20 protein-coding genes are annotated in these 24,798 nt (G+C 73.3%); 7 read left to right on the top strand and 13 right to left on the bottom strand.

What is annotated here, in order from left to right; genetic code table 11:
• The first annotated feature begins 165 nt into the window (after nucleotides 1-165).
• Both NX794_RS28050 and NX794_RS28045 read left to right on the top strand, forming a co-directional pair.
• Nucleotides 166-3,015, top strand: coding sequence for a lysylphosphatidylglycerol synthase transmembrane domain-containing protein (locus NX794_RS28050; RefSeq protein ID WP_258781990.1), 2,850 nt, complete (start codon nucleotides 166-168; stop codon nucleotides 3,013-3,015).
• An 85-nt stretch (nucleotides 3,016-3,100) separates the two neighbouring features.
• Nucleotides 3,101-4,651 (top strand): alpha/beta hydrolase, encoded by a 1,551-nt coding sequence (locus NX794_RS28045; RefSeq protein ID WP_258781989.1) that lies wholly within the window; start codon nucleotides 3,101-3,103, stop codon nucleotides 4,649-4,651.
• A 64-nt stretch (nucleotides 4,652-4,715) separates the two neighbouring features.
• Here the strand turns inward: NX794_RS28045 and moeZ are convergent, their stop codons facing one another.
• The 12 genes from moeZ to NX794_RS27990 all read right to left on the bottom strand — a co-directional run bounded on the left by moeZ (nucleotide 4,716) and on the right by NX794_RS27990 (nucleotide 19,370).
• The gene (gene moeZ, locus NX794_RS28040) at nucleotides 4,716-5,894 is read right to left on the bottom strand and encodes an adenylyltransferase/sulfurtransferase MoeZ (RefSeq protein WP_258781988.1); all 1,179 of its coding nucleotides are present in this window, start codon (nucleotides 5,892-5,894) and stop codon (nucleotides 4,716-4,718) included.
• A 63-nt stretch (nucleotides 5,895-5,957) separates the two neighbouring features.
• Complete coding sequence (locus tag NX794_RS28035) at nucleotides 5,958-6,710, bottom strand: spherulation-specific family 4 protein (protein WP_258781987.1); 753 nt, start codon at nucleotides 6,708-6,710, stop codon at nucleotides 5,958-5,960.
• Nucleotides 6,698-7,666, bottom strand: a complete 969-nt coding sequence (locus NX794_RS28030; protein WP_258781982.1) for an NAD-dependent epimerase/dehydratase family protein — start codon at nucleotides 7,664-7,666, stop codon at nucleotides 6,698-6,700. Before NX794_RS28030 ends, NX794_RS28035 begins: the two co-directional genes overlap by 13 nt.
• 261 nt (nucleotides 7,667-7,927) lie before the next feature.
• Nucleotides 7,928-9,349: a hypothetical protein gene (locus tag NX794_RS28025; protein WP_258781980.1), complete on the bottom strand. Its 1,422-nt coding sequence runs from the start codon at nucleotides 9,347-9,349 to the stop codon at nucleotides 7,928-7,930.
• A 26-nt stretch (nucleotides 9,350-9,375) separates the two neighbouring features.
• Nucleotides 9,376-11,082, bottom strand: coding sequence for a DUF3492 domain-containing protein (locus NX794_RS28020; protein WP_258781979.1), 1,707 nt, complete (start codon nucleotides 11,080-11,082; stop codon nucleotides 9,376-9,378).
• Nucleotides 11,083-11,283: 201 nt separating this feature from the next.
• The gene (locus NX794_RS28015) at nucleotides 11,284-12,876 is read right to left on the bottom strand and encodes a dipeptide ABC transporter ATP-binding protein (protein ID WP_258781978.1); all 1,593 of its coding nucleotides are present in this window, start codon (nucleotides 12,874-12,876) and stop codon (nucleotides 11,284-11,286) included.
• The gene (locus tag NX794_RS28010; RefSeq protein ID WP_258781976.1) at nucleotides 12,873-13,871 is read right to left on the bottom strand and encodes an ABC transporter permease; all 999 of its coding nucleotides are present in this window, start codon (nucleotides 13,869-13,871) and stop codon (nucleotides 12,873-12,875) included. The genes NX794_RS28015 and NX794_RS28010 overlap by 4 nt, the downstream gene beginning before the upstream one ends.
• On the bottom strand, nucleotides 13,868-14,941 hold the full coding sequence (locus tag NX794_RS28005) for an ABC transporter permease (RefSeq protein WP_258781975.1): 1,074 nt from the start codon (nucleotides 14,939-14,941) through the stop codon (nucleotides 13,868-13,870). The genes NX794_RS28010 and NX794_RS28005 overlap by 4 nt, the downstream gene beginning before the upstream one ends.
• Before the next feature lie 4 nt (nucleotides 14,942-14,945).
• Nucleotides 14,946-16,664 (bottom strand): ABC transporter substrate-binding protein, encoded by a 1,719-nt coding sequence (locus tag NX794_RS28000; RefSeq protein ID WP_258781973.1) that lies wholly within the window; start codon nucleotides 16,662-16,664, stop codon nucleotides 14,946-14,948.
• Between the two features lie 179 nt (nucleotides 16,665-16,843).
• The gene (locus NX794_RS35965) at nucleotides 16,844-16,939 is read right to left on the bottom strand and encodes an Ms4533A family Cys-rich leader peptide (RefSeq protein WP_309506041.1); all 96 of its coding nucleotides are present in this window, start codon (nucleotides 16,937-16,939) and stop codon (nucleotides 16,844-16,846) included.
• Nucleotides 16,940-16,995: 56 nt separating this feature from the next.
• Entirely contained in the window at nucleotides 16,996-18,366 is a 1,371-nt protein-coding gene (locus NX794_RS27995) for a DUF3152 domain-containing protein (protein ID WP_258781972.1), read from the bottom strand.
• Between the two features lie 8 nt (nucleotides 18,367-18,374).
• Entirely contained in the window at nucleotides 18,375-19,370 is a 996-nt protein-coding gene (locus tag NX794_RS27990; RefSeq protein WP_258781970.1) for an alpha/beta fold hydrolase, read from the bottom strand.
• Nucleotides 19,371-19,567: 197 nt separating this feature from the next.
• Here NX794_RS27990 and NX794_RS27985 point away from each other — a divergent pair, with 197 nt between their 5' ends.
• The 4 genes from NX794_RS27985 (at nucleotide 19,568) to NX794_RS27970 (ending at nucleotide 21,425) form a co-directional block, all read left to right on the top strand.
• On the top strand, nucleotides 19,568-19,807 hold the full coding sequence (locus NX794_RS27985; protein WP_258781968.1) for a hypothetical protein: 240 nt from the start codon (nucleotides 19,568-19,570) through the stop codon (nucleotides 19,805-19,807).
• A gap of 164 nt (nucleotides 19,808-19,971) precedes the next feature.
• Nucleotides 19,972-20,613 (top strand): TetR/AcrR family transcriptional regulator, encoded by a 642-nt coding sequence (locus tag NX794_RS27980; RefSeq protein ID WP_258781967.1) that lies wholly within the window; start codon nucleotides 19,972-19,974, stop codon nucleotides 20,611-20,613.
• 141 nt (nucleotides 20,614-20,754) lie between these two features.
• On the top strand, nucleotides 20,755-20,982 hold the full coding sequence (locus NX794_RS27975; protein WP_258781966.1) for a DUF3107 domain-containing protein: 228 nt from the start codon (nucleotides 20,755-20,757) through the stop codon (nucleotides 20,980-20,982).
• Nucleotides 20,983-21,155: 173 nt separating this feature from the next.
• Nucleotides 21,156-21,425, top strand: a complete 270-nt coding sequence (locus NX794_RS27970; RefSeq protein ID WP_258781964.1) for a hypothetical protein — start codon at nucleotides 21,156-21,158, stop codon at nucleotides 21,423-21,425.
• Between the two features lie 108 nt (nucleotides 21,426-21,533).
• Here the strand turns inward: NX794_RS27970 and NX794_RS27965 are convergent, their stop codons facing one another.
• Complete coding sequence (locus NX794_RS27965; protein WP_428985974.1) at nucleotides 21,534-22,280, bottom strand: ferritin-like fold-containing protein; 747 nt, start codon at nucleotides 22,278-22,280, stop codon at nucleotides 21,534-21,536.
• Between the two features lie 298 nt (nucleotides 22,281-22,578).
• Here NX794_RS27965 and NX794_RS27960 point away from each other — a divergent pair.
• Nucleotides 22,579-24,798, top strand: a 2,220-nt coding sequence (locus tag NX794_RS27960) for a DEAD/DEAH box helicase (RefSeq protein ID WP_258781962.1), incomplete at its 3' end; no start/stop codon positions are given.

Below are 24,798 nucleotides of genomic sequence, written 5' to 3'. Positions count from 1 at the left end.
CGCCGACATCGCGCGCGGGTCGGGACACCGGGTTCCCCTCGCCCCGGACCGGGGCTTCCGGCAGACTGTGCGCCCGCGCATGCGCACCCTGATGGCCGCGTGTGCCGATGGGGCATGCCACCATCGTGCGAGCGGTGACCGGTGATACGAGACCAAGAAGAGGCCATGAAACAGCAGGGCGCGCACCCCGAGGACGCGGCGGGCACCCCTGACGCCGCCGCGCGCCCCGACACCGCCCGCGCGGCCTCGGCCGGAGCGGACGACGGCACGCGCGCGGGGGGCGAGGGCGCTGCGGCACCCGGGGAAGACGCCCCCCGCGCGCGGGCGTACGACGACGGCCATGACGAGACGGACACGGACAAGGGGGCGCACATGCTGAAGAACACGCCCCCCGACCACGGTCCGGGCGCCGGCGACGATCCGCACGCGGAGGCCGTCGAGGGCGACGAACCGCTGCTCCCCGCGCGCGTGCACCGTCCCTCGGACCTCATGCGGCTCCTGGTGGGTGTCCTCGCCATCGCGGTACTGCTCGCGATCGCCGCGTTCGCGCACGGCACCACCTCGGGCCTCGAACAGGACATCAACAAGGGCACCGGACAGGCCCCGGACCTGCTCATCAAGATCGCGGGACTGGCGTCCAGCATCGCGATCCTGCTGGTCCCGGTCGCCTTCGCGATCGAACGGCTGATCAAACGGGACGGGCTGCGCATCGCCGACGGCGTCCTCGCGGCCGTCCTGGCCCACGGCGTGACCCTCGCCACCGACCTGTGGGTCGCGCGGGCCGCCCCCGGCTCGATCCAGGACGCGCTCACCCAGCCCTCACCGGGCGACGTGCACGCGCTGACCGACCCCGTGCACGGCTACCTGGCACCGGTGATCGCCTATATGACGGCCGTCGGCATGTCCCGCCGGCCCCGCTGGCGCGCGGTGCTGTGGATCGTGCTGCTGCTCGACGCGTTCTCGATGCTCGTCACCGGCTACACCACCCCCTTCTCGATCATCCTGACGGTGCTGATCGGCTGGACCATCGCCTACGGCACCCTGTACGCGGTCGGCTCCCCGAACGTGCGCCCGACCGGGCAGACCCTGATGGCGGGCCTCAGGCACGTCGGCTTCCACCCCGTCGGCGCGGCCCGCGAGGACACCGTCGAGACGGAGAACGGCGACCGCGGCCGGCGCTACTTCGTCACCCTGGAGGACGGCCCGCCGCTGGACGTCACGGTCGTCGACCGGGAACAGCAGGCGCAGGGCTTCTTCTACCGGGCCTGGCGCAACCTCACCCTGCGCGGCTTCGCCACCCGCTCCAGCCTCCAGTCGCTGCGCCAGGCCCTGGAGCAGGAGGCCCTCCTCGCGTACGCCGCGATCGCCGCCGGCGCCAACGCCCCCAAGCTGATCGCCACCTCCGAACTCGGCCCCGACGCGGTCATACTCGTCTACGAGCACACCGGCGGACGCACGCTGGACTCGCTGGCCGACGAGGAGATCACCGACGACCTGCTGCGCAACACCTGGCACCAGGTGCGGGCGTTGCAGTCCCGCCGTATCGCGCACCGCAGGCTGGCCGGTGACGCCATCCTGGTGGATCGTTCCGGCAGGGTGATCCTCGCCGAACTGCGCGGCGGCGAGATCGCGGCCGGGGATCTGCTGCTGCGCATGGACATCGCCCAGCTGGTCACCACGCTCGGCCTGCGGGTGGGCGCGGAGCGGGCCGTCGCCTCGGCGGTGGACGTGCTCGGCCCGGACGCGGTCGCCGACTGCCTGCCGATGCTCCAGCCGATCGCCCTGACCCGCTCCACCCGCGCGACCCTGCGCCGGCTGGCCCGCGAGCGCGCCCAGCGCGAGCGCGAGGCCGTGCTGGAGGCGTCCCGGCAGGCCAAGCAGGCCCGCCTGGAGGAGGCGGCCGAGGCCGCCGGACCGGTGCCGGAGAAGCCCGACAAGAAGACGGCGCGGGCCGAGCAGCGCGCGGAGCGGCGGGCCATCGACGAGGCCGTGGACGAGGCCCGCGAGGAGGACCTGCTCACCCAGATCCGCCACCAGGTGCTGCTGATCAGGCCGCAGGCCCCGGTCGAGCCGGCCCGTCTGGAGCGGATCCGGCCGCGCACGCTGATAAGTTTCATCGCCGGCGCCATCGGCGCGTACTACCTGCTGACGCAGCTCACCCACATCGAGTTCGGCACGCTGTTCGCGCAGGCGCAGTGGGGCTGGGTGGCCGCGGCGGTGCTGTTCTCGGCGCTCAGCTACGTGGCCGCCGCGATGGCGCTGCTGGGCTTCGTGCCGGAGCGGGTGCCGTTCGTCAGGACGGTGGCGGCGCAGGTCGCCGGGTCCTTCGTGAAGATCGTGGCACCGGCCGCCGTCGGCGGTGTGGCACTGAACACGCGCTTCCTGCAGCGCACCGGCGTCCGTCCGGGTCTCGCGGTGGCGAGCGTCGGCGCCTCGCAGCTGTTCGGGCTCGGCTGCCACATCCTCATGCTGCTGTCCTTCGGCTATCTGACCGGCACCGAGAAGACGCCGTCGCTGTCGCCGTCCCGTACGGTCATCGCCGGTCTGCTGACCGTGGCGGTGCTGGTGCTCGTGGTGACCTCCGTGCCGTTCCTGCGGAAGTTCGTCGTCACGCGCGTGCGGTCGCTGTTCGCCGGAGTCGTGCCGCGCATGCTCGACGTGCTCCAGCGGCCCCAGAAGCTCGTCACCGGCATCGGCGGCATGCTGCTGCTGACCGCCTGCTTCGTGATGTGCCTGGACGCCTCGGTCCGCGCGTTCGGCGACGACTCCGCCTCCCTGAGCATCGCCAGCGTCGCGGTCGTCTTCCTCGCCGGCAACGCGCTCGGCTCCGCCGCGCCCACCCCGGGCGGCGTCGGCGCGGTGGAGGCGAGCCTCACGCTCGGCCTGATCGCCTTCGGCCTGCCCAAGGAGGTCGCCGCCCCGGCGGTCCTGCTGTTCCGTCTGCTGACCCTGTGGCTGCCGGTGCTGCCGGGGTGGCTGGCCTTCAACCAACTGACCCGCAAGGGCGCGTTGTAGCGAGACGGGGGGAGCGAACCTCCCCGCGTACCTCATACGGCCCGCGCCCCGCGCGCCCCCGCGTCCGCGCCCGCACGATGGAGGCATGGCGAACCCCTCCCGGCTGCGTGCCCCTGCCCTGGCCACCACCGCCGTCCTGCTCGGCGCCCTGCTGGCCGGATGCTCGGACAGCGGTGAGCAGAGCCGCGGGGACGTCAGGACGCAGAAGCTGGACTGGGAGGACTGCCCCGCCCCCTCCGAGGCCGAGGGCGGCGGCAGCGCGCCGTCCCCGCTGCCGAACGGCACGGCGTGGCAGTGCGCCACCCTGCGGGCACCCCTGGACTGGGCGCACCCCAAGGGCGACACCATCGGCATCGCCCTGATCCGGGCCGAGGCCAGCGGCCCGGCGAACAAGCGGATCGGCTCGCTGGTGTTCAACTTCGGCGGACCGGGCGGCAGCGGCGTCACCACGCTGCCGGCGTTCGGCGAGGACTACGCCGGCCTGCGCACCCGGTACGACCTGGTCAGCTTCGACCCGCGCGGGGTGGGCCGCAGCGCGCCCGTGCGGTGCGAGAGCGACGCCCAACTGGACGTCTACTTCCAGCAGGACGCGACGCCCGACGACCGTGCCGAACGCGCCGACCTGATCAAGCGCACCCGGCAGTTCAACGGGGCGTGCGAGAAGAACTCCAAGGAGGTCCTGCCGCACGTGCGCACCACGGACGCGGCCCGCGACATGGACCTGATGCGCCAGGTGCTCGGCGACGACAAGCTGTACTACTTCGGCATCTCCTACGGCACCGAACTCGGCGGCGTCTACGCCCACTTGTTCCCGCAGCGGGTGGGGCGGGCGGTGTTCGACGGCGTGGTCGACCCCACCCAGGACCCCGAGCAGAGCGCGCTCGGCCAGGCCAAGGGGTTCCAGCTGGCGCTGAACAACTTCGCCGACGACTGCACCTCGAAGGTCGAGGACTGCCCGCTCGGCGACACCGCGCAGGACGTGAAGAACCGCATCGCGAAACTGCTGCACGACCTGGAGAAGAAACCGATCCCCGGCATCCCGCCGCGCCGGCTCACCGAGACCGCCGCGACCAACGGCATCGCGCAGTCCCTGTACTCGAAAGACTTCTGGGAGTACCTCACCGAGGGCCTGGAGCAGGCGTACGACGGTGACGGCCGGGTCCTGATGCTGCTGTCCGACTCGATGAACGGACGCAGCGAGAACGGCGAGTACAGCAACATCACCGCGGCGAACGTCGCGATCAACTGCGCCGATGAGAAGCCGCGTTACACCAAGGACTTCGTCCAGAGCAGGGTGCCCGAGTTCCGTGCCGCGTCCCCGCTGTTCGGGGACTTCCTGGCCTGGGGCATGATCAGCTGCACCGACTGGGCCGTGCCGGGGGCCGCCGACCATCCCGACGTCAGCGCGCCCGGCTCCGCGCCCATCCTGGTCGTCGGCAACACCGGGGACCCGGCCACCCCGTACGAGGGCGCGCGGAAGATGGTGGACGCCCTCGGCAAGGGCGTCGCGGTGGAGCTGACGTACAAGGGGCAGGGGCACGGGGCGTACGACAGCAAGAACACGTGCGTGCAGCGCGCGGTGAACGGCTATCTGCTGGACGGCAAGGTGCCGAAGGCCGGCACCGTCTGCACCTGACCCGGAGACGGACAGAGGCCCCCGGCGCCGTACGCACCGGGGGCCTCTTCGCCGTGACCGTAGGTCAGTAGACCGGCTTCTCCGGCTCGATCTGGTTGACCCAGCCGATGACGCCGCCGCCCACGTGGACCGCGTCGGAGAAGCCCGCGGACTTCAGGACCGCGAGGACTTCCGCACTGCGGACACCGGTCTTGCAGTGCAGGACGATCTTGCGGTCCTGGGGCAGAGCCTCCAGGGCGGTGCCCATGAGGAACTCGTTCTTCGGGATCAACTTGGCGCCCGGAATGGAGACGATCTCGTACTCGTTCGGCTCGCGGACGTCGATGATCTCGATGTTCTCGCCGTCGTCGATCCACTCCTTGAGCTGCTTCGGCGTGATCGTCGAACCGGCGGCGGCCTCCTGGGCCTCCTCCGAGACGACGCCGCAGAAGGCCTCGTAGTCGATCAGCTCGGTGACGGTCGGGTTCTCGCCGCAGACCGCGCAGTCGGGGTCCTTGCGGACCTTGACCTGGCGGTACTGCATCTCCAGGGCGTCGTAGATCATCAGACGGCCGACCAGCGGCTCACCGGTACCGGTGAGGACCTTGATGGCCTCGGTGACCTGGATGGAGCCGATGGACGCGCACAGCACGCCCAGCACACCGCCCTCGGCGCAGGAGGGGACCATGCCGGGGGGCGGGGGCTCCGGGTAGAGGCAGCGGTAGCAGGGGCCGTGCTCGGACCAGAAGACGGAGGCCTGGCCGTCGAAGCGGTAGATCGAGCCCCACACATACGGCTTGTTCAGCAGCACGCACGCGTCGTTGACCAGGTAGCGGGTCGCGAAGTTGTCGGTGCCGTCGACGATCAGGTCGTACTGGCCGAAGATGTCCAGCACGTTGTCGGCTTCGAGCCGCTCCTCGTGCAGGATCACGTCCACGTACGGGTTGATGCCCTTGACGGAATCCCGCGCGGACTCGGCCTTGGAGCGGCCGATGTCGGCCTGGCTGTGGATGATCTGGCGCTGCAGGTTCGACTCGTCCACCTCGTCGAACTCCACGATGCCGAGCGTGCCCACGCCCGCCGCGGCGAGGTACATGAGCGCCGGTGAGCCCAGGCCGCCGGCGCCCACGCAGAGCACCTTGGCGTTCTTCAGCCGCTTCTGCCCGTCCATCCCGACGTCCGGGATGATCAGGTGGCGGGAGTACCGTCGGACCTCGTCTACGGTCAGCTCATCGGCTGGCTCGACCAGGGGTGGCAGCGACACGGGGACTCCGTTGGTCGGTCGATCACTACGGGTGTTCTCCCGTCAACACTGCCACGGCCCTCTTCATTCCGAGACACCCGTACCAACTCGCGAGACGATCTCGTCCCAGTAGCCGGGCATGGCCTCCCAGGGGTCCACCCGGCCGCCGCCGTCGGTGCGGTCCGTGAAGTAGATCGTCGCCGCTCCCTGCCAGCGGGCGATGCGCAGCGCCTCGTCCAGGTGGCCGCGCGGCACGCTGTGCACGAAGTGGCAGAACCGGTCCGGCGGGTAGTCGGCGGTCCACTCGGCCACCTGCGACCAGCGGTAGTCGGACCAGGGGCCGGAGAAGGTCACCAACTGGTCGGCGTTCTCCGCGTAGCCGGGGTACGGGTGGCCGCCGGTGCCGAGGACGACATGGGTACGGGGGTCGCCGATCACCCGGAGTGAGGTGATCACGCGGCGGACCTCGGGCAGCGCGGCGCGGTCGGTGGGACAGCGGTCCAGCAGGAAGCCGTCGACGCGGTACCAGTCGAGGTAGCGGTGGGCGTCGGAGAGCAGGTCGCCGAAGGGGCGGGTGCCGTGGGCGAGGTCCAGCCGGCCCAGCACCCGGACGCCCGCCTCCCGCAGCCGGCCGCCGGCCTCCAGGCAGTGCGGATCGGGACGGGTGCCGGGGCCGCCGGCCACGTCCAGGACCACCCAGTCCAGCGGGATGCCGGGGCGGGCCAGGTCGGCCCACTGCGCGGGGGCGACGAGCGGATGGGCGTAGCCGGGGATGCCCAGGGCGGTGCGGACGCCGGTGCCGGCGACACCGGGGGTGGTGCTGGTCAGATGCGGCATGCCGCCTCCATCCAGATGTCCGCCAGGGACTCTTCGAGGTTGATCCGGGGCCGCCAGCCGAGCCGGTCGCGCGCGGTGCGCACATCGGCCTGCTGCCAGCCGCCGCAGCCGTCTGGGTACGGGTACGCCATCGGGGCCGCGTGCGCCGCGTGCTCCGGGTCGGAGCGCGGGTGGCCGATGGCGCCGCGCAACGCTCCGGGCGGGGCGTCGAGTTCGTGCAGGGCGCCGCCGTACCCGGCCACCCGCGCGAGGACTCCGGCGGCGTCGCGCAGGCGCACCGCGCGGCCGGAGCCGATGTTGATGACGCCCTGCGCGGCGGAGAGCGAGGCGGCGTGCACGGCGCGCGCGACGTCGCGTACGTCGACGAAGTCGCGCTGGACGCCGAGGCCGCCGAGCTTGAGTTCACCGTCGCCGGACTGCATGGCGCGGCGCATGGCCTCGGCGAGGCGGCCGAGCGGGGAACCGGCCGGGGTGCCGGGGCCGGCCGGTGAGAAGACCCGCAGGACGACGGCGTCCAGGCCGGAGCCCAGGACCAGTTCGGTGGCGGCGAGCTTGCTGACGCCGTAGGGGCCGCCCGGGCGCGGTACGGCGTCCTCGGCGGTGGAGGAGCCGGGCTGGCTCGGGCCGTACTCCGCGCCGCAGCCGATCTGCACCAGCCGGGCGCCGCAGCCGCTGCGGCGCAGGGCCTCGCAGACGGTGGCGACGGCGACGGTGTTGTGCCGGGTCAGCTCGCGGGCGCCGCCCCGGGTGGCGCCCGCGCAGTTGACGACGACTCCGGGGTGGACCGCGTCGAGGAAGCGGGTGAGCGCGCCGGGGCTGCCGGTGGCGAGGTCGAAGCGGACGTCGGCGTCGTCGCCGCGGCCGAGCGCGGTGAGCTGGACGGCCGGGTCGGCGAGCAGGCGGTCGGCGACGAAGCGGCCGATGTACCCGCCTGCTCCGATCAGCAGGACCCTCATCGCGCGCCTCCCGGGGTGTGCGCGCCGGCGGAACCGGCCGCTGCGCAGGCGCCTGCGGCCGCTCCGGGAGTCCCGGTGGCTCCGGACGCTCCGGGTCGGGGGGTGGTCATCTGGTGTTCTCCTTCGAGGGGGTGATGCGGGTGCCTCCGGCAACGGCCCGGGTACCGGCGCTGTCGGGTGTGGGGCGCGATACGGGTGGCCCGGCCGGGCAGCGGTCGCCGACGCGGGGCGGGAGCGGTACGAGGGCCGGGCACGGAAGGCTCACTCGGGTGCTCCCGTCGGTGCGTGGGCCGAGGCCCGGGTGAGGGTGCGGGTGGCGTGGAGCAGGAGGGCCAGGGCCGCCGTGCCGCAGGCGAGGGCCGGGACGGCGGAGGGGCCCCAGGTGTCCACGAGGGTCCGTACCGGGGTCGTGAGGAAGGCGCAGCCGGGCAGCCGGCCCGCGAGGGGCAGGGCGACGGCCGCCGCCTCCGTCGCCGCCGCGGCGCCGAGCGCGAGGGCGGGCCCGTGCCGGTACTGGTGCACCGTGAGCAGGCGGGCCGACAGGAGGAGGGCGCCGAGGGCGAGGGGCGCCGGGGCCTCGCGCGGGGCGGTGCCGGTCAACGGGAGAAGGGCCGCGAGCGCGCCGAGGAACAGCGTGAACGTGCCCAGCAGCAGCGGTTTCGCGGCCGAGGTGAAGTCCTCCAGGCCCCGGCTGCCGGCCAGTCTGCGGCGGGCGCCCGCGGTGAGCAGGTGGGCGCACCAGGCCGCCGGGGCGCAGGCCAGCGCGAGGGCCAGGGCGGGGGCGGTGGCGGTGGGCCAGGGGCCGTAGGGGACGCCGGTGGGCAGGGTGTCGGGGCCGCCCGACAGGACGGCGTCGAGCAGGCCGTCACCGAAGAGGGCGTAGGCCAGCAACCAGAGCGTGCACGCGCGCGTGCCGCCGGCGGCGTGCTTCGCGCGCGGGCCGGACAGGGGGCCGTGCCGCAGCGCCGCGCGGGTGGCGAGGGCGACGGCCAGGACGCCGGTGAGGACGAGGAGTTGGCGGGTGTGTCCGTGGGCGAGCCGCAGCGCCGCGACGGTGGCTCCGGTAAGGGCGCCGGGCAGCAGGATGAGCAGCGCCCAGCCGGCGCGGACGCGGGGCACCGGCGGCGGATCGGGCTCCGGGCGCGCGTCGCCGTCGCGCGGCACGCGCGCGTACAGCTCCTCGGCGAGCGAGAAGACGTCCCGGTGCCGGAAGCGGGCGGCGGTGCGGTCGGTGACGCCGTGCGCCTCCAAGCCGGCCGCGATCTCCAGTGGATCGACGGCCCGCTCGCACAGGTCGCGGTGCCGGTGCAGCAGCGTCTTCACGGGGTCGCCGGGCAGCCGCCGGGGTGACGGCGCGCGCTTCCTTCCCTGGCGGGGGTCCGTCAACGGGGCGGTCCCGGGATCGGCGGCCGGCGCCGGCAGGGCACCGCGTGACACGGCCGACGGGCCGGCGTCGTCCGTGAGGTCGGACAGCGCCGACAGCAGCACCTCCGCGGCCGACGGCACCGCCTCGCTCCCCGGGCCGGCCGGTGCCGACGGTGGCACGCCGAGGTCCGCCGGGTCATCGCCCAGCCACTCCCCCGACCGCGCGTCCCACGCCCCCGCCGCGCTGGGCGTGCCCGGCCGGTCCACACCGCCGGACGCGCGCTCCTCGGTACCCCGGCGTGCCAGATCCCCCGCCACGCCTCTCCACCCGTCACCGCCCGCGCTCACCGCGCCCCCTCCCCAAGCACCGCGGGCACCGTCGCCCGGACCGGGGTGCCCGTGACCCAGGAGGGGACGGCGCGGGGCAGCGGCCGGGCGGCGGGGTCGGGCCAGTGGCCGGGGAGCCGGGACTCGGCCGGGGCCGCGAAGGGGAGCGGTTCGCCGGTCGCGTCCAGGACGACCCGGCGGACCGGGCAGTGCGAGACGATCTCCAGGTAGATGCCGTGGAACGCGGCGATGTTCTGCTCGACGGTGAACAGTTCGAGCGCCCGGGCGCGCGCGGCGGCACCGAGACGCGCACGGCGCTCGGGGTCGCGCAGCAGCGCCACGCACGCCTCGGCGAGCGCCCGGGGGTTGCGCGGCGGTACGACGAGCCCGGTGCCGCCGATGACCTCCACGACCGCGCCGGCGTCGGTGGACACGGTGGCCCGGCCGCAGAACATGGCCTCGACCAGGGCGACCGGGAAGCCCTCGACCACGCTGGACCGCACGACGACCGCGCCGCCGGCGTACGCCTCGGGCAGTGTCGGGGCCTCCGGGCCGCCGATCTCCGTGAAGGAGACGGGGTTGTCGCCCTCGGTGTGCGGGCCGTCGGCCTCGTCGGGGAAGAGCTGGGCGGCGAGCGCCCGGCAGTGGCCGAGGTAGGCCGTGCCCTCGTGCCCGCCGGGCGAGCCGACGATCCGCAGGCGGGCGGCGGGCTCCGCCCTGCGGACCTCGGCGAAGGCGTGCAGCAGGGAGACCAGGTCCTTGGCGGGTTCGACGCGTCCGACCCAGACCAGGGTGCCCGGTTCGGAGCGGTCCGGGGACTCGCCGACCTCGCTGAAGCGGGCGGCGTCCATGCCGGGGTGGACGGTGCGGATCCGGCCGCGCTCGGCGCCGCACCGTTCCTGCCAGCGGCGGGCGTGGGCGTTGCCGGGGGTGAGGATCTCGGCACGGCGGTAGACCTCGGCGGCGAGCCGGCTGTGGAAGGAGGCGACCAGCGCGCGCACGGCCGGGGCGGCGGTGTCGGGGCCGAGGGCGAGGTAGTGCGAGCGGAGCCGGACGCCGTACTCGGTGACCAGCAGCGGCACATCGGCGAAGTGCCGGGCGAGCAGGCCGGGCAGGGCGGCCGGGCCGCCGGCGGTGGCGTGACAGAGGTCGGCCGCGCCGAGGGTGTCGTCGTCGTACCAGTCGAGCGAGAGGGGGCGCAGGGCGCGTTCGAGGTGGGCGGCGACGGCGAGCAGGTCGGGTACGCGCGCCTCGCGCGCCGTGCGCGGCGCGCCGGGGGCGCGGCAGGCGCGTTCCAGGGCGCGCACGGCGGTGTCCGAGCGCAGGGCGCCGCCCAGTCCGCCCTCCGCGCGGGCGAGTGCGGCGAGTCCGTACAGCGCGTTGCCGAAACGGTCCGCCAGCTCGGCGGAACACGCCCCCGGCACCGGGTCCGCTCCGGCGCACAACACCGTCGCCAGCTCGCCGTAGCACTCGGCGAAGCGCCGGCGCGGTCGCCGTCCGTACACCACTCCGTCGTCCGGCGCCGTCCACAGCGGGGCCGTACGGACCCGGGTGACCTGCGGCGGGAGCGGGACGAGGCCGTCGGTCTCCTGCTCCCGGCCGCGGCTGAGCGCGTACAGGTCGAACTCGTGCTGCTCCAGCCCGCGCACCAGGCGGTCGCACCAGAGTCCGGCGTCACCGCCCACATACGGGTAGCCACCCTCTGTCAGCAGTCCGATGCGCACGTGTGCACCCCCGATCTCCCGTTTGGGGAGCCGCCGTTGTCCCGGTGGCTCGCAGCGGGACGAACGTAAGGGGACAAGGCGGTGGTGCGACGGACGGTTGTCCGTCGCACCACCAAAAGGGGTGAACGGTCGTAACTTTCGCGTGCGCGTGGCGTTCCGACCCGCTAAGAGACCAGCAGGTGATCAGCCGGTCGCGGAACGTTACGCCACGGCGGGTTCGCGCCGGGCCGCGCGCCGCCGGGCGGCCAGCTCCGGGTCGAGCGCCGGTACGGCGGCCAGGAGTTGCCGGGTGTAGGGCTCGCGCGGGCTGTCGTACACCTCGTCGGCGGGGCCGTACTCCACCAGCTCGCCCTTGCGCATCACCGCGACCCGGTCGCTGACCTGGCGGACCACGGCGAGGTCGTGCGCGATGAAGACGAGCGCGAGGCCGAGTTCGCGTTGCAGTTCGCCGAGCAGGGCGACCACCTGGGCCTGGGTGGTGACGTCGAGCGCGGAGACGGGCTCGTCGCAGACGATGACGCGCGGGTCGGCGGCGAGTGCGCGGGCGATGCCGACGCGCTGGCGCTGGCCGCCGCTGAACTCGTGCGGGTAGCGGTCGTAGTGGGCCGCTTCGAGTCCCACGCGCTCCAGCAGTTCCGCCACCCGCGCCCGAATGCCGTCCTCGTCCTTCTCTCCCCGCGCGCGCAGCGGGTCGGCGATGGACTCGCCGACGCCGCGCCGGGGGTTGAGGGAGGAGACGGGGTCCTGGAAGACCATCTGCACGGCCGGGTTCACGCCGGTGTGGGCGCGGCCCGCGTAGCGGATCTCCCCCGCGGTCGGCTCCAGCAGTCCGACGAGCATGCGGCCGAGCGTGGTCTTGCCGCTGCCGCTCTCGCCGACCACGCCGAGGGTCTCGCCGCGCCGGACGGTGAGCGAGACGCCGTCCACGGCGGCGAACGCCCGCTTGCCGCGCCCGAACTCGCGCCGCACCCCGGTCGCCTCCAGGACGACCTCCCCGGCGACCGGGGAGGCGGCGCGGCGGGCGTCCACGCGCGGGACGGCGTCGAGCAGTTCACGGGTGTACGCCTCGGCGGGCGCGGCGAGGACCGCGCCGACCGGGCCGCGCTCGACGGCCCGGCCGTGCCGCATGACGAGGACGTCGTCCACGCTCTCGGCGGCCACGCCCACGTCGTGCGTGACGAGCAGCAGGCCCATGCCGGTCTCCGCGCGCAGCGTGTGCAGCAGGTCGAGGATCTGGGCCTGGACGGTGACGTCGAGGGCGGTGGTCGGCTCGTCGGCGATCAGCAGCTGCGGCTCGCACGCGAGGGCCATGGCGATCAGGGCGCGCTGGCGCATGCCGCCGCTGAACTCGTGCGGCCGGGACCGGGCGCGCCGGGCCGCGTCCGGGATGCCGACCCGCTCCAGTACGCGCACGGCACGCGCGCGTGCGGCGCGGCGCGACACGCGCGCGTGCGCGCGGTGCACCTCGGCGATCTGGTCGCCGATCGCGTAGTACGGGTCGAGGGAGGACAGCGGGTCCTGGAAGACCATGGCGGCCTTGGCGCCGCGCAGCCGCCGCAGCTCCTCGTCGGAGGCGGCCTCGACGTCGGTGCCGGCGACGCGGACCGTGCCGGTGACCTGTGCGCCGGTGCCCCGGTGCAGGCCCAGCAGGGCGCCCGCGACCGTGGACTTCCCGGAGCCGGACTCGCCGACCAGGGCGAGCGCGGCCCCCTCGGCCAGGCTGAAGGACAGCCCGTCGACGGCCCGCAGGGAGCCGAACTCGACGGTCAGGTCCGTCACTTCCAGCAGACTCATGCGAGCACCACCCGTCGGTCGGCCACCGCGTACAGCACGTCCGCGAGGGCGTTGGCGAGGACCACGAAGAAACCGGTGACGAGCACCATGCCGACGACCACCGGCAGGTCGACGACCTTGACCGCGTGCACCAGTTCCTGGCCGATCCCGGGCAGGCCGAACAGGGTCTCGGTGAGGACGGCGCCGCCGACGGCCGAGCCGACGGTGACGGCGTTGAGCGCGATGACGGAGGCCGTGGCGCCGCGCAGCGCGTGCCGGACGATGATCGCCCGCTCGCCGACGCCGTACGCGCGGAAGGTGCGGATGTGGTCCTCGGCGAGGGTCTCCAGCATCGACGCCCGGGTCAGCCGGGCGAAGCCCGCGGCCTCGATGAGGGCGAGGGACAGCCAGGGCAGCAGCAGGTTCCACGCCCACTGCTCGGGGTCGTCGGTGAGGTTCACGTACTGCGGGAAGGGCAGCAATCGCAGTTCGCCGCAGACGACGATCATCAGGACCAGGCCGATGACGAACACCGGGGTGGCCGTGCCCGCCAGGGTGACCGCGGTCAGGGCGCGCTCGGTGAACCGGCCGCGCCGCCAGGCGGACAGCACGCCGGTGCCGATGCCGAGCACCAGCCAGATCACCATGGCGCCGAGCACGAGCGAGACGCTGACCGGCAGCTTGGTCCAGATGACGTCGGTGACCTGCCGGCCGGTCTGGTACGACTGCCCGAGGCAGGGCGCCGCGCAGTGCTCCACGGAGGTGCCGGTGGAGTAGTCCTGGCCGGCGAAGATGCCTTGCAGGAAGTGCCCGTAGCGCACGTACAGCGGGTCGTCGAGGTGGAGCTGCTGCGCCACCTGGTGGACCTGGGCCGGGGAGCAGCGCGGGCCGCAGGTGATCTGGGCGACGTTACCGGGGGTGACGTAGAAGACGACGTAGATGATCACCGAGAGGGCGAACAGGGTGACGACGGCGCCGATGACACGGCGCAGCACGAATCCGGTGAAGCCGTTCACGCCGGGCCCTCCTTCTCCGGTAGGGACTTCACCGGTAGGGCCTTCTCCGGTAGGGCGTTCTCCGGTACGGCGGCCCGCGCGCGGTTCTCGCGGCGGCGGCCGGTGCCGACGCGCAGCCGGGAGGCGGCGCGCGGGTCGAGGGCGACGCGGACGCCGTCGCCGAGGACGGTCAGCGCGAACACGGTGACGAACAGGGCGGCGGCGGGCAGCAGCAGGTACTGCGGGGCCGCCTGGTACCAGACGTCGGCGCTGGTGAGCATCTGTCCCCAGGAGGGGGTGGGCGGCTTCACCCCGACGCCGAGGAAGGACAGGGCGGCCTCGGCGCTGATGTTGGACGGGATCAGCAGCGCGGCGTAGGTGATGCCCGGCGCGGCGAGGCCCGGGAGCAGCTCGCGCACGGCGATCCGCCAGGTCTTCCAGCCGCTGAGCCGGGCCGCGGCCACGTAGTCGAGGTTCTTCAGGGTGAGCGTCTGGGCGCGCACCATCTTCGCCATCGTGCTCCAGCCGGCGACCAGGGCGATGATGAGGGCGACGAGCACGGGCCGCGGGAAGGTGTTCGGGACGATGGCGAGCAGCGCGAGCGCCATGATCATCAGCGGCATCGAGACGAAGATGTCGGTGATCCGGCTGAGGACCAGGTCGACCCAGCGGTTGCCGAGTCCGGCGGCGACGCCCATGGCGATGCCGACGGCCACCTGGACCACGGTGGCGCCGAGCGAGACGCCGAGTGAGACACGGGCGCCGTAGACGAGCCGGGCGAACATGTCGCGGCCGGTCTGGGGTTCGACGCCGAGCCAGTGCTCGGCGCTGACGCCGCCGAAGGAGCCGAGGGGCACGCCGCCGCGCGCGGAGTCGATCAGGGCGGGGTGGTAGGTGGTGGGGTCCTGGCCCTCCAGCGCGGTGAGCAGCGGCGCGGCGAGCGCGACCAGGACCAGCAGCGCGACGACGGCCGCGGCGACCAGGGCGGCGCGCTGCGCCCGCAGCCGCCGCCAGAACTGACGGGCCCCCGAGACCGCCGGGACGGTGGTGTCCGTCCCGGCGGTCTCGACGACGGCAAGTGCCTCGCTCACTGCGCTACTTCACCGCGACCTGGGAGATGTCCAGCACGCCGGTCCAGTCGCTGATGACGACGTTCTTGACGTCCTCGCCGTACAGCCGCTTGTAGACCGGGTGGAACAGCGGCACGACGAGGGCCTTCTCGCCGATCTTCCGGTCCAGCGCGCCCCACCGCTCGGCGGCGGCGTCGAGATCGGTCAGCTTGTTGATGGCGTCGATCTCGGTGTTGACCGACTTGTCGTCCAGCAGGCCGGAGTTGAAGTTGGAGCCGTCCTTGACGATCTGCCGGCCGTCGAAGATCGGGGCGAGGAAGGGACCGCCGGAGGGCCAGTCGGCACCCCAGTGGGCGAGGAAGAACCCGGGCTCGGTCTTCACGCTGTGGATCTTGTCGCGGTAGCCGTTGTCCTCCAGGCCCTGGAGCTTGACCGTGATGCCGGCCTTCTTCAGCGCGTCCTGGACGGCGGTCGCGATCTCGGGGCTGGTCTCGAAGTCCTTGCTGTTGGAATGGGTCAGCGTGATGCTGAGCCCGTTCTTGTGGCCGGCCTGCGCGAGGAGTTCCTTCGCCTTGGCCGCGTTGCCGGACGTGCCCGCCGGGAACGGGTCGTAGGGCGTGTAGCCGAAGGACTTCTGGTCGGGCAGGAAGGTGGTGGCCGCCTCGGCGAGCGCGCTGCCGCCGGCCGCGTTGACCACCGAGGACCGGTCGATGGCGTAGGAGATGGCCTGACGGACCTTGGGGTCGTCGAAGGGCTTCACGGTCGGGTTGAACGCGAGGTAGTTCGTGTAGCCGAAGTGACCGGTGCCGACCCGCGCGGCCAGGGCCTTGTCCCCGCTGACCTTGGCCAGTTCGGCCGGGCCGAGGTTGGTGTCCGTGGTGACCGCGGCGGCGTCCGCTCCCTGGGACGCGGACAGCCGCTGGTTGATCACGGAGGAGTCGAGACCGGAACGGACGTCGATCTTGTCCGGGTAGGCCTTGCGCTCCTCGTCGGTCGCCGCGGACCAGTGGGTGTTGCGCGCGAGGACGAGATGCTCGCCGTCGTTGTCGTTGCTGACGACCTTGTAGGGGCCGGAGGAGACCGGGTGCGACTCGTACTTGGTGCCGGTGTCCTTGGCCTTCGGCACCGGCGTGAACTGCGTCTGGGTGGCGAGGTAGGGGAACTCGCCCTCGGGCTTGTTCAGATGGAAGACGATCGTCCGCTCGTCCGGCGTCCCGATCGCGGACAGCCCCTTCTTGTCCTTGTACGGGCCCTGGTAGTCGGCGGCACCGGTCAGCCAGTCCCGCAGGTAGGGGGCGCCGCCGGACAGTTCGGGGGCGAAGGAGCGCTCGATGCCGTACTTGATGTCGGCCGAGGTGATCGGGGTGCCGTCCTCGTACTTCAGCCCCTTTTTCAAGGTGTACGTCCACACGGTCGCGTCCTTGTTGGGGCGCCCGGTGTCGGTGGCGAGGTCGGGGACGACCTTGGCGCCGGCCGCGCCGTTCTCGCGGTTGCGGGTGGTGAGCGTGCGGAAGACCAGCGAGGGGACGTTTCCGCCGCCGGAGGTGTAGAGGCGGGCCGGGTCGAAGTCGGTCTGCGGCTCGGAGTTCAGCACCGTGAGGGTGCCGCCCTTCTGCGGCGCGGAGTCGCCACCCGAAGCCTTGGCATCGTTGTCCTCCGGACCGCAGGCGGCGGCGCCCGCTGCCACGACCAGGCTGACGGATGCCGCTGCCACGCGGCGCGCTATGACGGACGGTTGACGCATCGGAATGACGACCTCTCGGTGACTGATCGAGGGTTTCTCGAACAGTGAGACAGCTGGACGAGGAGTGAGACGACTGCGGACAGACGTCGGCCCCGGCGTCGGGTCGTCGAAAAATCCGTGACCCGGTCACGGACGGAGAAAGAGAAAAGGGTCGCGACACAAACGCCGGTGGGGCGGCGTCAGCGACAGTGGATGTCGGCCACGCAGAGCGCGGTCACGCCGATCAGCGCCAGCTCGATGGCTGCGCTGAAGGAGACGGCATGACGGGACCACATGCGCAGAAATATGAACGACCTTTCGGCTCATGTCAATGTGACATAAGCGGTTCCGGTCAACTCCCGGGATAAGGCCACGGGTTGGGCAGACAGTGGATCCCGTCGTGGTCGAGGAACTTGGTCTGCTGCTGCATGACGGGCGCGAGGGACCCGTCCTTCTGGCACGTCACATGGCCGTGGCCGAGCCGGTGACCGACCTCGTGGTTGATCAGCATCTGCCGGTACGGATGGATCTTGTCGCCGTACGTCTTGCTGCCCTGCGCCCACCGGTAGGCGTTGATCATCACGCGCTCGGTGGCGGCCGAGTCACAGGAGACGTTGTCCTCGGTGGTGTCCAGGCCGGACTTGGCGCACCAGGTGGCGGTGGTGCCCGGACTCGCCAGGGTGATCACGAAGTCGGGCTTGCCGGAGGAGATCCGCTCGAAGGTCCGGGCGCCGCCGTGGGCCCAACTGCGCTTGTCGTTCAGCGTCTTCTGCACGGCCTCGGCGAACAGCGCGCCGTCCAGGCCGAGTCCCTGCTCGACGTCCACGCGGTACCGGTACTTCTGCCCGGTGCCGGGCGCCTTGTCGAAGCCGGGCACGGCGTCGAACTTCCCGGGGCCCTTCAGGGTGGCCCCGAGTGGATACTTCACGTCCATCTTCCGCTCGTACGTCAGCGGCGCGGCGGAGGGCGCCGCCGGGGCGCCGCCGGGCTCGCGCGCGTCCCGTGCCTGACCGGTGGCGGACGGCGCCGCCCCGGCCCGGTCCCCGTGCCCCTCGGTCACCTGCCCGGCGACGATCACCGCGAGCACGGTGGTGACGGCCGCCGCCGCGATGCCGGTGAAGGTACGCCCCTTGCCACCGCGCTGTGCGGGAATCCGGGCGTCGGCGGGGCCCTCCTCGGTGTCCGCGGCGTCCGGCCGCCGCGGGGCGGGGCGCTCGGGGGCCGGACGGGACGCGAAGACGTCGGCGTCCTCTGCGTCCTCTGCGTCCTCTGCGTCCTCTGCGTCCTCTGCGTCCTCTGCGTTCTGAGCGTCGCCGAGGTCGTCGAAGGCCTCCACGTACTCCTGCCGGGGGCCGCCCGCGCCGGCCCGCCGGGGTCCGGGCGTACCGTCCGGACCGGACTGCCGCTGCCGGGGCAGTACGACACCCGGCCCGGCACCGGTCCCCTGCCCGCCGACCCGGCCCCAGCCGCCGCCGGCCTCCCGCTGCTCGGGATGACCGCCACGGACACCGCCGGCGTCACCGGGAAGCCGGGGCACACCGCGCGCGGGAGTGCCGTCACGCGGGGCCACTACGCGCGGCACGCCGCCGGCCCCCCGCGTCTCCAGGGTGTCGCGGCGGTCGGCGGCACCCGTGCCGCCCGGCTCGTCCGCCGGTCGTGCTGTCGTCGTCGTCTCCGCGGAGTCGGCTTTCGGTGCCGGACCCCGGCGGCTGTGGCGTCCCACGGCGGCCCTCAGCTCCCCGCACCCGCGCCGGCGGCGCCGCCACCGACCGGGTCGCCCGTCTCCCGCAGCAGCTCCCGGACCGCTGTGGCCACCACCTCCGGGTACTCCATCATCGCCACGTGTCCGGCGTCCGGCAGGGTGAGCAGCCGGGAGTCGCGGAAGGCGCGGGCGGCCCGGCGGGCCATCCGGAAGCCGACGAGCTGGTCCCGGCCGCCGTAGACGAGCAGGGTCGGCGCGAGGACCCGCTCGGCCTGCCGCCACAGCCCGTGCTGGCCGCCGAGCGTGTAGGCGTCCACGATCCCGCGCGCGGAGCGTGCCATCGCGTCCCAGAAGTACGGGAGCTGAAGCCGCCGCTCCAGTTCCTCGACCGCCAGTTGGAACGCCTCGGGCGACACCCGCCCGGGGTCGCCGTAGCAGAGCGCCGTGACCCCGCGGACCCGCTGCTCGGCCGTCCACTCCCGGGTGAACCGGGTGAACAGGGCGGCGATCCCGGGCACCGCGAGCAGCCCCGTGGGCACCGCCGTGCGCTGGACGCGCAGTTCCGGCAGGGCCGGCGAGACCAGGGTGAGCGTACGGGCCAGGTCGGGGCGGACGGCGGCCACGCGGGTGGCGACCGCGCCGCCCAGCGAGTTGCCGAACAGGTGGACCGGGCCGCGGCCCGCCGCGTCCAGATGGCGGATCACCGCGCGCGCGTGCCCGGTGACCGAGTAGTCGCCGTCGTCCGGGGGCGGGGAGTCGCCGAAGCCCGGCAGGTCGACGGCCTCGCCGTCCACGACGCCGTCCAGCCCGGCCATCAGCGCGGACCAGTTCTGCGAGGAGCCGCCGAGCCCGTGCACGTACAGCGCCGGCGGCAGGCCCTCGCGCGCGGGCGGACGGGAACGGACCGTCAGGGTGACACCGGGCAGGCTCACGGACCGCAGCCGCTCGCCCTCACCGACCCGGACGGGCGCCACCCTGGGAAGGACACTGGCGGCCGAAACGGACGGCGACTCGGTCGAAGACATGCGGCAATGTTACGAGGTGATCACGTCGGGGATGATGTGTTCGCCGTCACAGCGTGAGGCGCGGCCGACCGGTGAACCGGCCGGGGACGGACGCGATGGCATGGCGTCCGTATCAGCCGTCTCCTAGGCTCGTACAGAGGGCACCCGCGTGTGGCCACTGGCCGCCCTGGGGGACGTTCACAGGAAGGGAGCCCAGCATGGCGTACGACCCCACCGAACCCGATGCCGTCGACCCGGACGCGATCGGGGAACCGGACACCGAGGCGGCCCCGGAGATCGGCGTGGAGGCCCCCGAGGGGGACGCGGCGGAGCAGCAGACGGACATCGCGCCGGACCGCGACGACCCCCTGACGGACGTGGACCCGGACCGCGCGAACGTGGCGGATCTGGTCGAACAGGCGCGGGTCGTCTCCCTGGACGAGGACGACTACCGCTGACCTCGCGGGACCGCGGCCGGCCGGCGGCGGCGCACGGAGTGCCCGGCGGCTTTCGCGGCCGTCCGGTACGTGAAATTCTGCGTTCGCACCGCGCACACCACGGTTACCGAAAAGTACGATGGCCGCGCGGTCGACACCGCATGTGGACGACATTGGGAGGCGGCGTGACAGCCATCGAGCAGACAGAGGCGGCACGCCCGCGCGGCACCCGGCTGCCGCGCCGCGCCCGGCGGAACCAGCTGCTGGGCGCCGCCCAGGAGGTCTTCGTCGCGCAGGGCTACCACGCGGCGGCGATGGACGACATCGCCGAGCGCGCGGGCGTGAGCAAGCCGGTGCTGTACCAGCACTTCCCGGGCAAGCTGGACCTGTACCTCGCCCTGCTGGACCAGCACTGCGAGTCACTGATCCAGTCGGTGCGCGGGGCGCTCGCGTCGACGACCGACAACAAGCAGCGCGTGCGCGCCACGATGGACGCCTACTTCGCGTACGTCGAGGACGACGGCGGCGCCTTCCGGCTGGTGTTCGAGTCGGACCTGACGAACGAGCCGGCGGTCCGCGAGCGCGTCGACAAGGTCACCAACGAGTGCGCCGAGGCGATCTGCGAGGTCATCGCGGAGGACACCGGCCTGTCCCGCGCGGAGTCCATGCTGCTGGCCTCCGGCCTCGGCGGCCTGGCGCAGGTCGTGGCCCGCTCCTGGCTGCACAGCGACCGCAGCGTGCCGCGCGACCAGGCGGTGCGGCTGCTGGCCTCGCTGGCCTGGCGCGGGATCGCCGGCTTCCCGCTGCACGGCAATGAACACCACTGACGGCCGGCCGGGGCGCCTTCCGCGCCCGTTGTTCGCTGACGGCGTTCCGGCCCACGGCGTGCGCGTCCCCTCACCGGGCTAATGTGTGCTGCGTACGGCGCGGAAGATCGCGCAATCACTGACCGTCGGAGGGACATAGCCGTGGAGGTCAAGATCGGCGTGCAGCACGCGCCCCGCGAGATCGTTCTGGAGAGCGCCCTGAGCGCCGAGGAGGTCGAGCGCCTCGTGTCCGACGCGCTGTCGGGCAAGACGCAGCTGCTGAGCCTCCAGGACGAGAAGGGCCGCAAGATCCTGGTGCCGACGGAGCGTCTGTCGTACGTGGAGATCGGCGAGCCGACCGTCCGCAAGGTGGGCTTCGGCACGCTGTAGGCGACGTCACGGGAAGGGCCCGGCGGCACCGAGTGCCGCCGGGCCCTTCGGCGTGCGGGCGTCCGCACGGACGGCGCACAACTTCCCCCGGCGAAGGATTGCCTTCCGCAGGTCACGGGTATGACGGGCTACGACCGACAAAGGGCGCAGACCGCCATGGGAGGGACCTCGCGATGATCCTGGAAGTACTCGGTTCGGCCGTGCTCGGTCTCGTGCTCGCGTGGGCGGTCGGCCGCCGCCTCTCGCACCGCCTGCCGACCCGCCCGCTGGTGTACTTCACCGGCCTCGCCGGCGCCCTCTTCGGCGACTTCGTCACCCACAGCGCGCTCGGCCCGGGCAGCGCCCTGCCGAGCCTGCTGGGCGCCGCCATCGTCGCGACGGCGTCCCTCTCCCTCCTCCTGCGCCCCAGCCGCCACCTGCGCAGGCGATCAGCCCCGGCGTAATTCGCAGGACCTTCCAGCCGAGCCAGGCGGAAAAGGGCGCGGGGAACTGCGCGACAAGCCACGACGCACCGCAAGCCGCGCATCCCCCGGCACCCCCCCCACGAGGCGTTACGCGGCCAAGCCCAGCGCAGCCATCCGCTTGGTGTGCGCCTCCGTGATCCGCGAGAACATCCGCCCCACCTCCGCGAGGTCGAACCCGTCGGCCACCCCGCCGACGAGCATCGTGGACAGCGCGTCCCGGTCCGCGACCACGCGCTGCGACTGCGACAGCGCCTCGCCCATCAGCCGCCGCGCCCACAGCGCGAGCCGTCCGCCCACGCGCGGGTCGGCGTCGATGGCCGCCCGCACCTTCTCCACCGCGAATTCGGCGTGCCCGGTGTCGTCGAGGACGGCGAGCACCAGTTCCCGGGTGTCCGAGTCGAGCCGGGCCGCGACCTCCCGGTAGAAGTCGCTCGCGATCGAGTCGCCGACGTACGCCTTGACCAGGCCCTCCAGCCAGTCCGAGGGCGCCGTCTGCCGGTGGAAGCCGTCGAGCGCGGCGACGAACGGGTCCATCGCGGCCGTCGGCTCCTCGCCGATCTCGGTCAGCCGGTCGCGCAGCCGCTCGAAGTGGTGGAACTCCGCCGAGGCCATCTTCGCCAGCTCCGCCTTGTCCGCGAGGCCCGGCGCCAGCTTGGCGTCCTCCGCGAGACGCTCGAACGCGGCCAGCTCTCCGTACGCGAGGGCGCCGAGCAGGTCCACGACCGCCGCGCGGTACTGCGGGTCGGCGGCGGCCCGCGCCCAGTCCTGGGCGGCGACACCGGTGGGGCGGGCGGAGGCGGCGGACGCGTTCTCAGGCTTGTCAGAGCTAGTCATGAGGCGCACAATAGCCCGCTCACCGCCCCCTCGAAGCCCCTGGTCAAGCACTGTGACCACGACTACGTGACCGATTCGGCCATCACATGTGCGCGATTCCGGGGTATGGTGGTAATGCGCCTGCTGAGTGCGTCGACACTGTTCGACGTGTTCCGCCAGGGCGCACGCATGAGGATGCCCGGTCGGTGGCCCGATCGGCTCCGACCCGACAGCCCTCCGTGGCCGTACGGCTCAGTACGTACGACGACCGGAGGGACACCCTCAGCGGTACGAGCGCTAGAGCGTCGGCAGAGGTCCCGTGTCATACGGCTTGCCCGAGTGGTTCGCCCGTACGGCGGCCGACGTCCCCGGCACGGTCACCCATGACCCCCCGCGCTCGCCTCGCACCGCGCCACACAGAAGAGGCAGCACCCTGACTACCACGTTCCGCGAACTCGGCATCCTTCCCGAGACCGCCGAGGCCCTCGAAGCCGTCGGCATCGTCAACCCCTTCCCCATCCAGGAGATGACGCTCCCCGTCGCCCTCGCCGGCACGGACGTCATCGGCCAGGCCAAGACCGGCACCGGCAAGACGCTGGGCTTCGGTCTCCCGCTCCTGGAGCGCGTCACCGTCCCCGCCGACGTCGAGGCCGGCCGCGCCACCCCCGAGGACCTCACCGACGCCCCGCAGGCGCTCGTCGTCGTGCCCACGCGCGAGCTGTGCACCCAGGTCACCAACGACCTCCAGACCGCCGGCAAGGTCCGCAACGTCCGCGTTCTCGCGATCTACGGCGGCCGGGCCTACGAGCCCCAGGTCGAGGCGCTGAAGAAGGGCGTCGACGTCGTCGTCGGCACCCCGGGCCGGCTGCTCGACCTGGCGGGCCAGAAGAAGCTCGACCTGCGGCACGTCAAGTGCCTGGTCCTCGACGAGGCCGACGAGATGCTCGACCTGGGCTTCCTGCCCGACGTCGAGAAGATCGTCAACATGCTGCCGGTCCGGCGCCAGACCATGCTGTTCTCGGCCACCATGCCGGGCGCGGTCATCGGTCTCGCCCGCCGCTACATGTCCCGGCCCACGCACATCCGCGCCACCGCGCCGGACGACGAGGGCGCCACGGTCGCGAACATCAAGCAGTTCGTCTACCGCGCGCACTCCATGGACAAGCCGGAGATGATCGCCCGGATCCTCCAGGCCGACGGCCGGGGTCTGGCGATGATCTTCTGCCGGACCAAGCGCACCGCCGCCGACATCGCCGAGCAGCTCCAGCGCCGCGGGTTCGCCTCCGGCGCGGTCCACGGCGACCTCGGCCAGGGCGCCCGCGAGCAGGCGCTGCGCGCGTTCCGCAACGGCAAGGTCGACGTGCTGGTGTGCACCGACGTCGCCGCACGCGGCATCGACGTCGAGGGCGTCACCCACGTCATCAACTACCAGTCCCCCGAGGACGAGAAGACCTACCTGCACCGTGTCGGCCGCACCGGCCGCGCGGGCGCCAAGGGTACGGCGATCACGTTCGTGGACTGGGACGACATCCCGCGCTGGCAGCTGATCAACAAGGCGCTGGTGCTGGACTTCAACGACCCGGCGGAGACCTACTCCAGCTCCCCGCACCTGTTCTCCGACCTCGGCATCCCCGCCGGCACCAAGGGCGTCCTGCCGCGCTCGGAGCGCACCCGCGCGGGTCTGGACGCCGAAGAGGTCGAGGACCTGGGCGAGACCGGCGGGCGTGGCGGTCGCGGCGGCCGTGACCGGGACCGGGGCGGTCGCGGTGACCGTGGCGGTCGCGGCACCACCACCGAGTCGGCCACGGCCGAGCGGGAGCGTCCGGCGCGCACGCCGCGCCGTCGCCGCCGTACCCGCGGTGGTTCCCCGCTGGACGCCTCCGCGGCCCCGGCGGCAGCGGCGCCCGTCACCGAACCCGGCACCGAAGAGGCCCAGGCGACCCGCACACCGCGCCGCCGTCGCCGTACGCGCGGCGGGGCCCAGGCGGAGGCCGTGCCGGCGACCGCCGCTCCCGTCACCGAGGCGGCGGTGGAGACGCCGGCCCCCGCCGAGGACACGACGGCCGCTCCGGAGCAGCCGCGCCGCCGCCGTACTCGCAAGACGGCCGAGCCGGTCGTCGAGCAGGCGGTGGAGACGGCCGCCGAGCCCGTGGCCGCGGTGACCCCGGTCGCCGAGCCAGTGGCGGAGCCGGTCGCGGAGGCCGTGGAGGCCGCGCCGCGCCGCCGCACCCGGAAGAAGGCCGAGCCGGTGGTCGAGCAGGCGGTGGAGACGGCCGCCGAGCCCGTGGCCGCGGTGACCCCGGTCGCCGAGCCCGTGGCGGAGCCGGTCGCGGAGGCCGTGGAGGCCGCGCCGCGCCGCCGTACCAGGAAGAAGGCCGAGCCGGTGGAGACGGTTCCGGCCGCCGCCGAGGCGCCCGAGGCCGAGGCAGAGGCCAAGCCGCGCCGCCGCACCCGCAAGGCGGTGGCACCGGAGGCGGCGACCACGAAGGCACCGGCAGTGGAAGAGGCCGCCCCGGCGGCCAAGCCGCGCCGCACCCGC

It is taken from the genome of Streptomyces pyxinicus, assembly GCF_024753135.1.
GTDB lineage: Bacteria > Actinomycetota > Actinomycetes > Streptomycetales > Streptomycetaceae > Streptomyces > Streptomyces pyxinicus.
This window is presented reverse-complemented; position numbering and strand designations above follow the sequence as displayed.

Coding starts and splice junctions, on each gene's coding strand:
- NX794_RS27985 (WP_258781968.1), top strand. CDS start 19,568: ATGGCGTACGACCCCACCGAACCCGATGCCGTCGACCCGGACGCGATC.
- NX794_RS28045 (WP_258781989.1), top strand. CDS start 3,101: ATGGCGAACCCCTCCCGGCTGCGTGCCCCTGCCCTGGCCACCACCGCC.
- NX794_RS28000 (WP_258781973.1), bottom strand. CDS start 16,664: ATGCGTCAACCGTCCGTCATAGCGCGCCGCGTGGCAGCGGCATCCGTC.
- NX794_RS28035 (WP_258781987.1), bottom strand. CDS start 6,710: ATGCCGCATCTGACCAGCACCACCCCCGGTGTCGCCGGCACCGGCGTC.
- NX794_RS27970 (WP_258781964.1), top strand. CDS start 21,156: ATGATCCTGGAAGTACTCGGTTCGGCCGTGCTCGGTCTCGTGCTCGCG.
- NX794_RS27965 (WP_428985974.1), bottom strand. CDS start 22,280: ATGACTAGCTCTGACAAGCCTGAGAACGCGTCCGCCGCCTCCGCCCGC.
- NX794_RS35965 (WP_309506041.1), bottom strand. CDS start 16,939: ATGTGGTCCCGTCATGCCGTCTCCTTCAGCGCAGCCATCGAGCTGGCG.
- NX794_RS27990 (WP_258781970.1), bottom strand. CDS start 19,370: ATGTCTTCGACCGAGTCGCCGTCCGTTTCGGCCGCCAGTGTCCTTCCC.
- NX794_RS28030 (WP_258781982.1), bottom strand. CDS start 7,666: ATGAGGGTCCTGCTGATCGGAGCAGGCGGGTACATCGGCCGCTTCGTC.
- NX794_RS28015 (WP_258781978.1), bottom strand. CDS start 12,876: ATGAGTCTGCTGGAAGTGACGGACCTGACCGTCGAGTTCGGCTCCCTG.
- NX794_RS28050 (WP_258781990.1), top strand. CDS start 166: ATGAAACAGCAGGGCGCGCACCCCGAGGACGCGGCGGGCACCCCTGAC.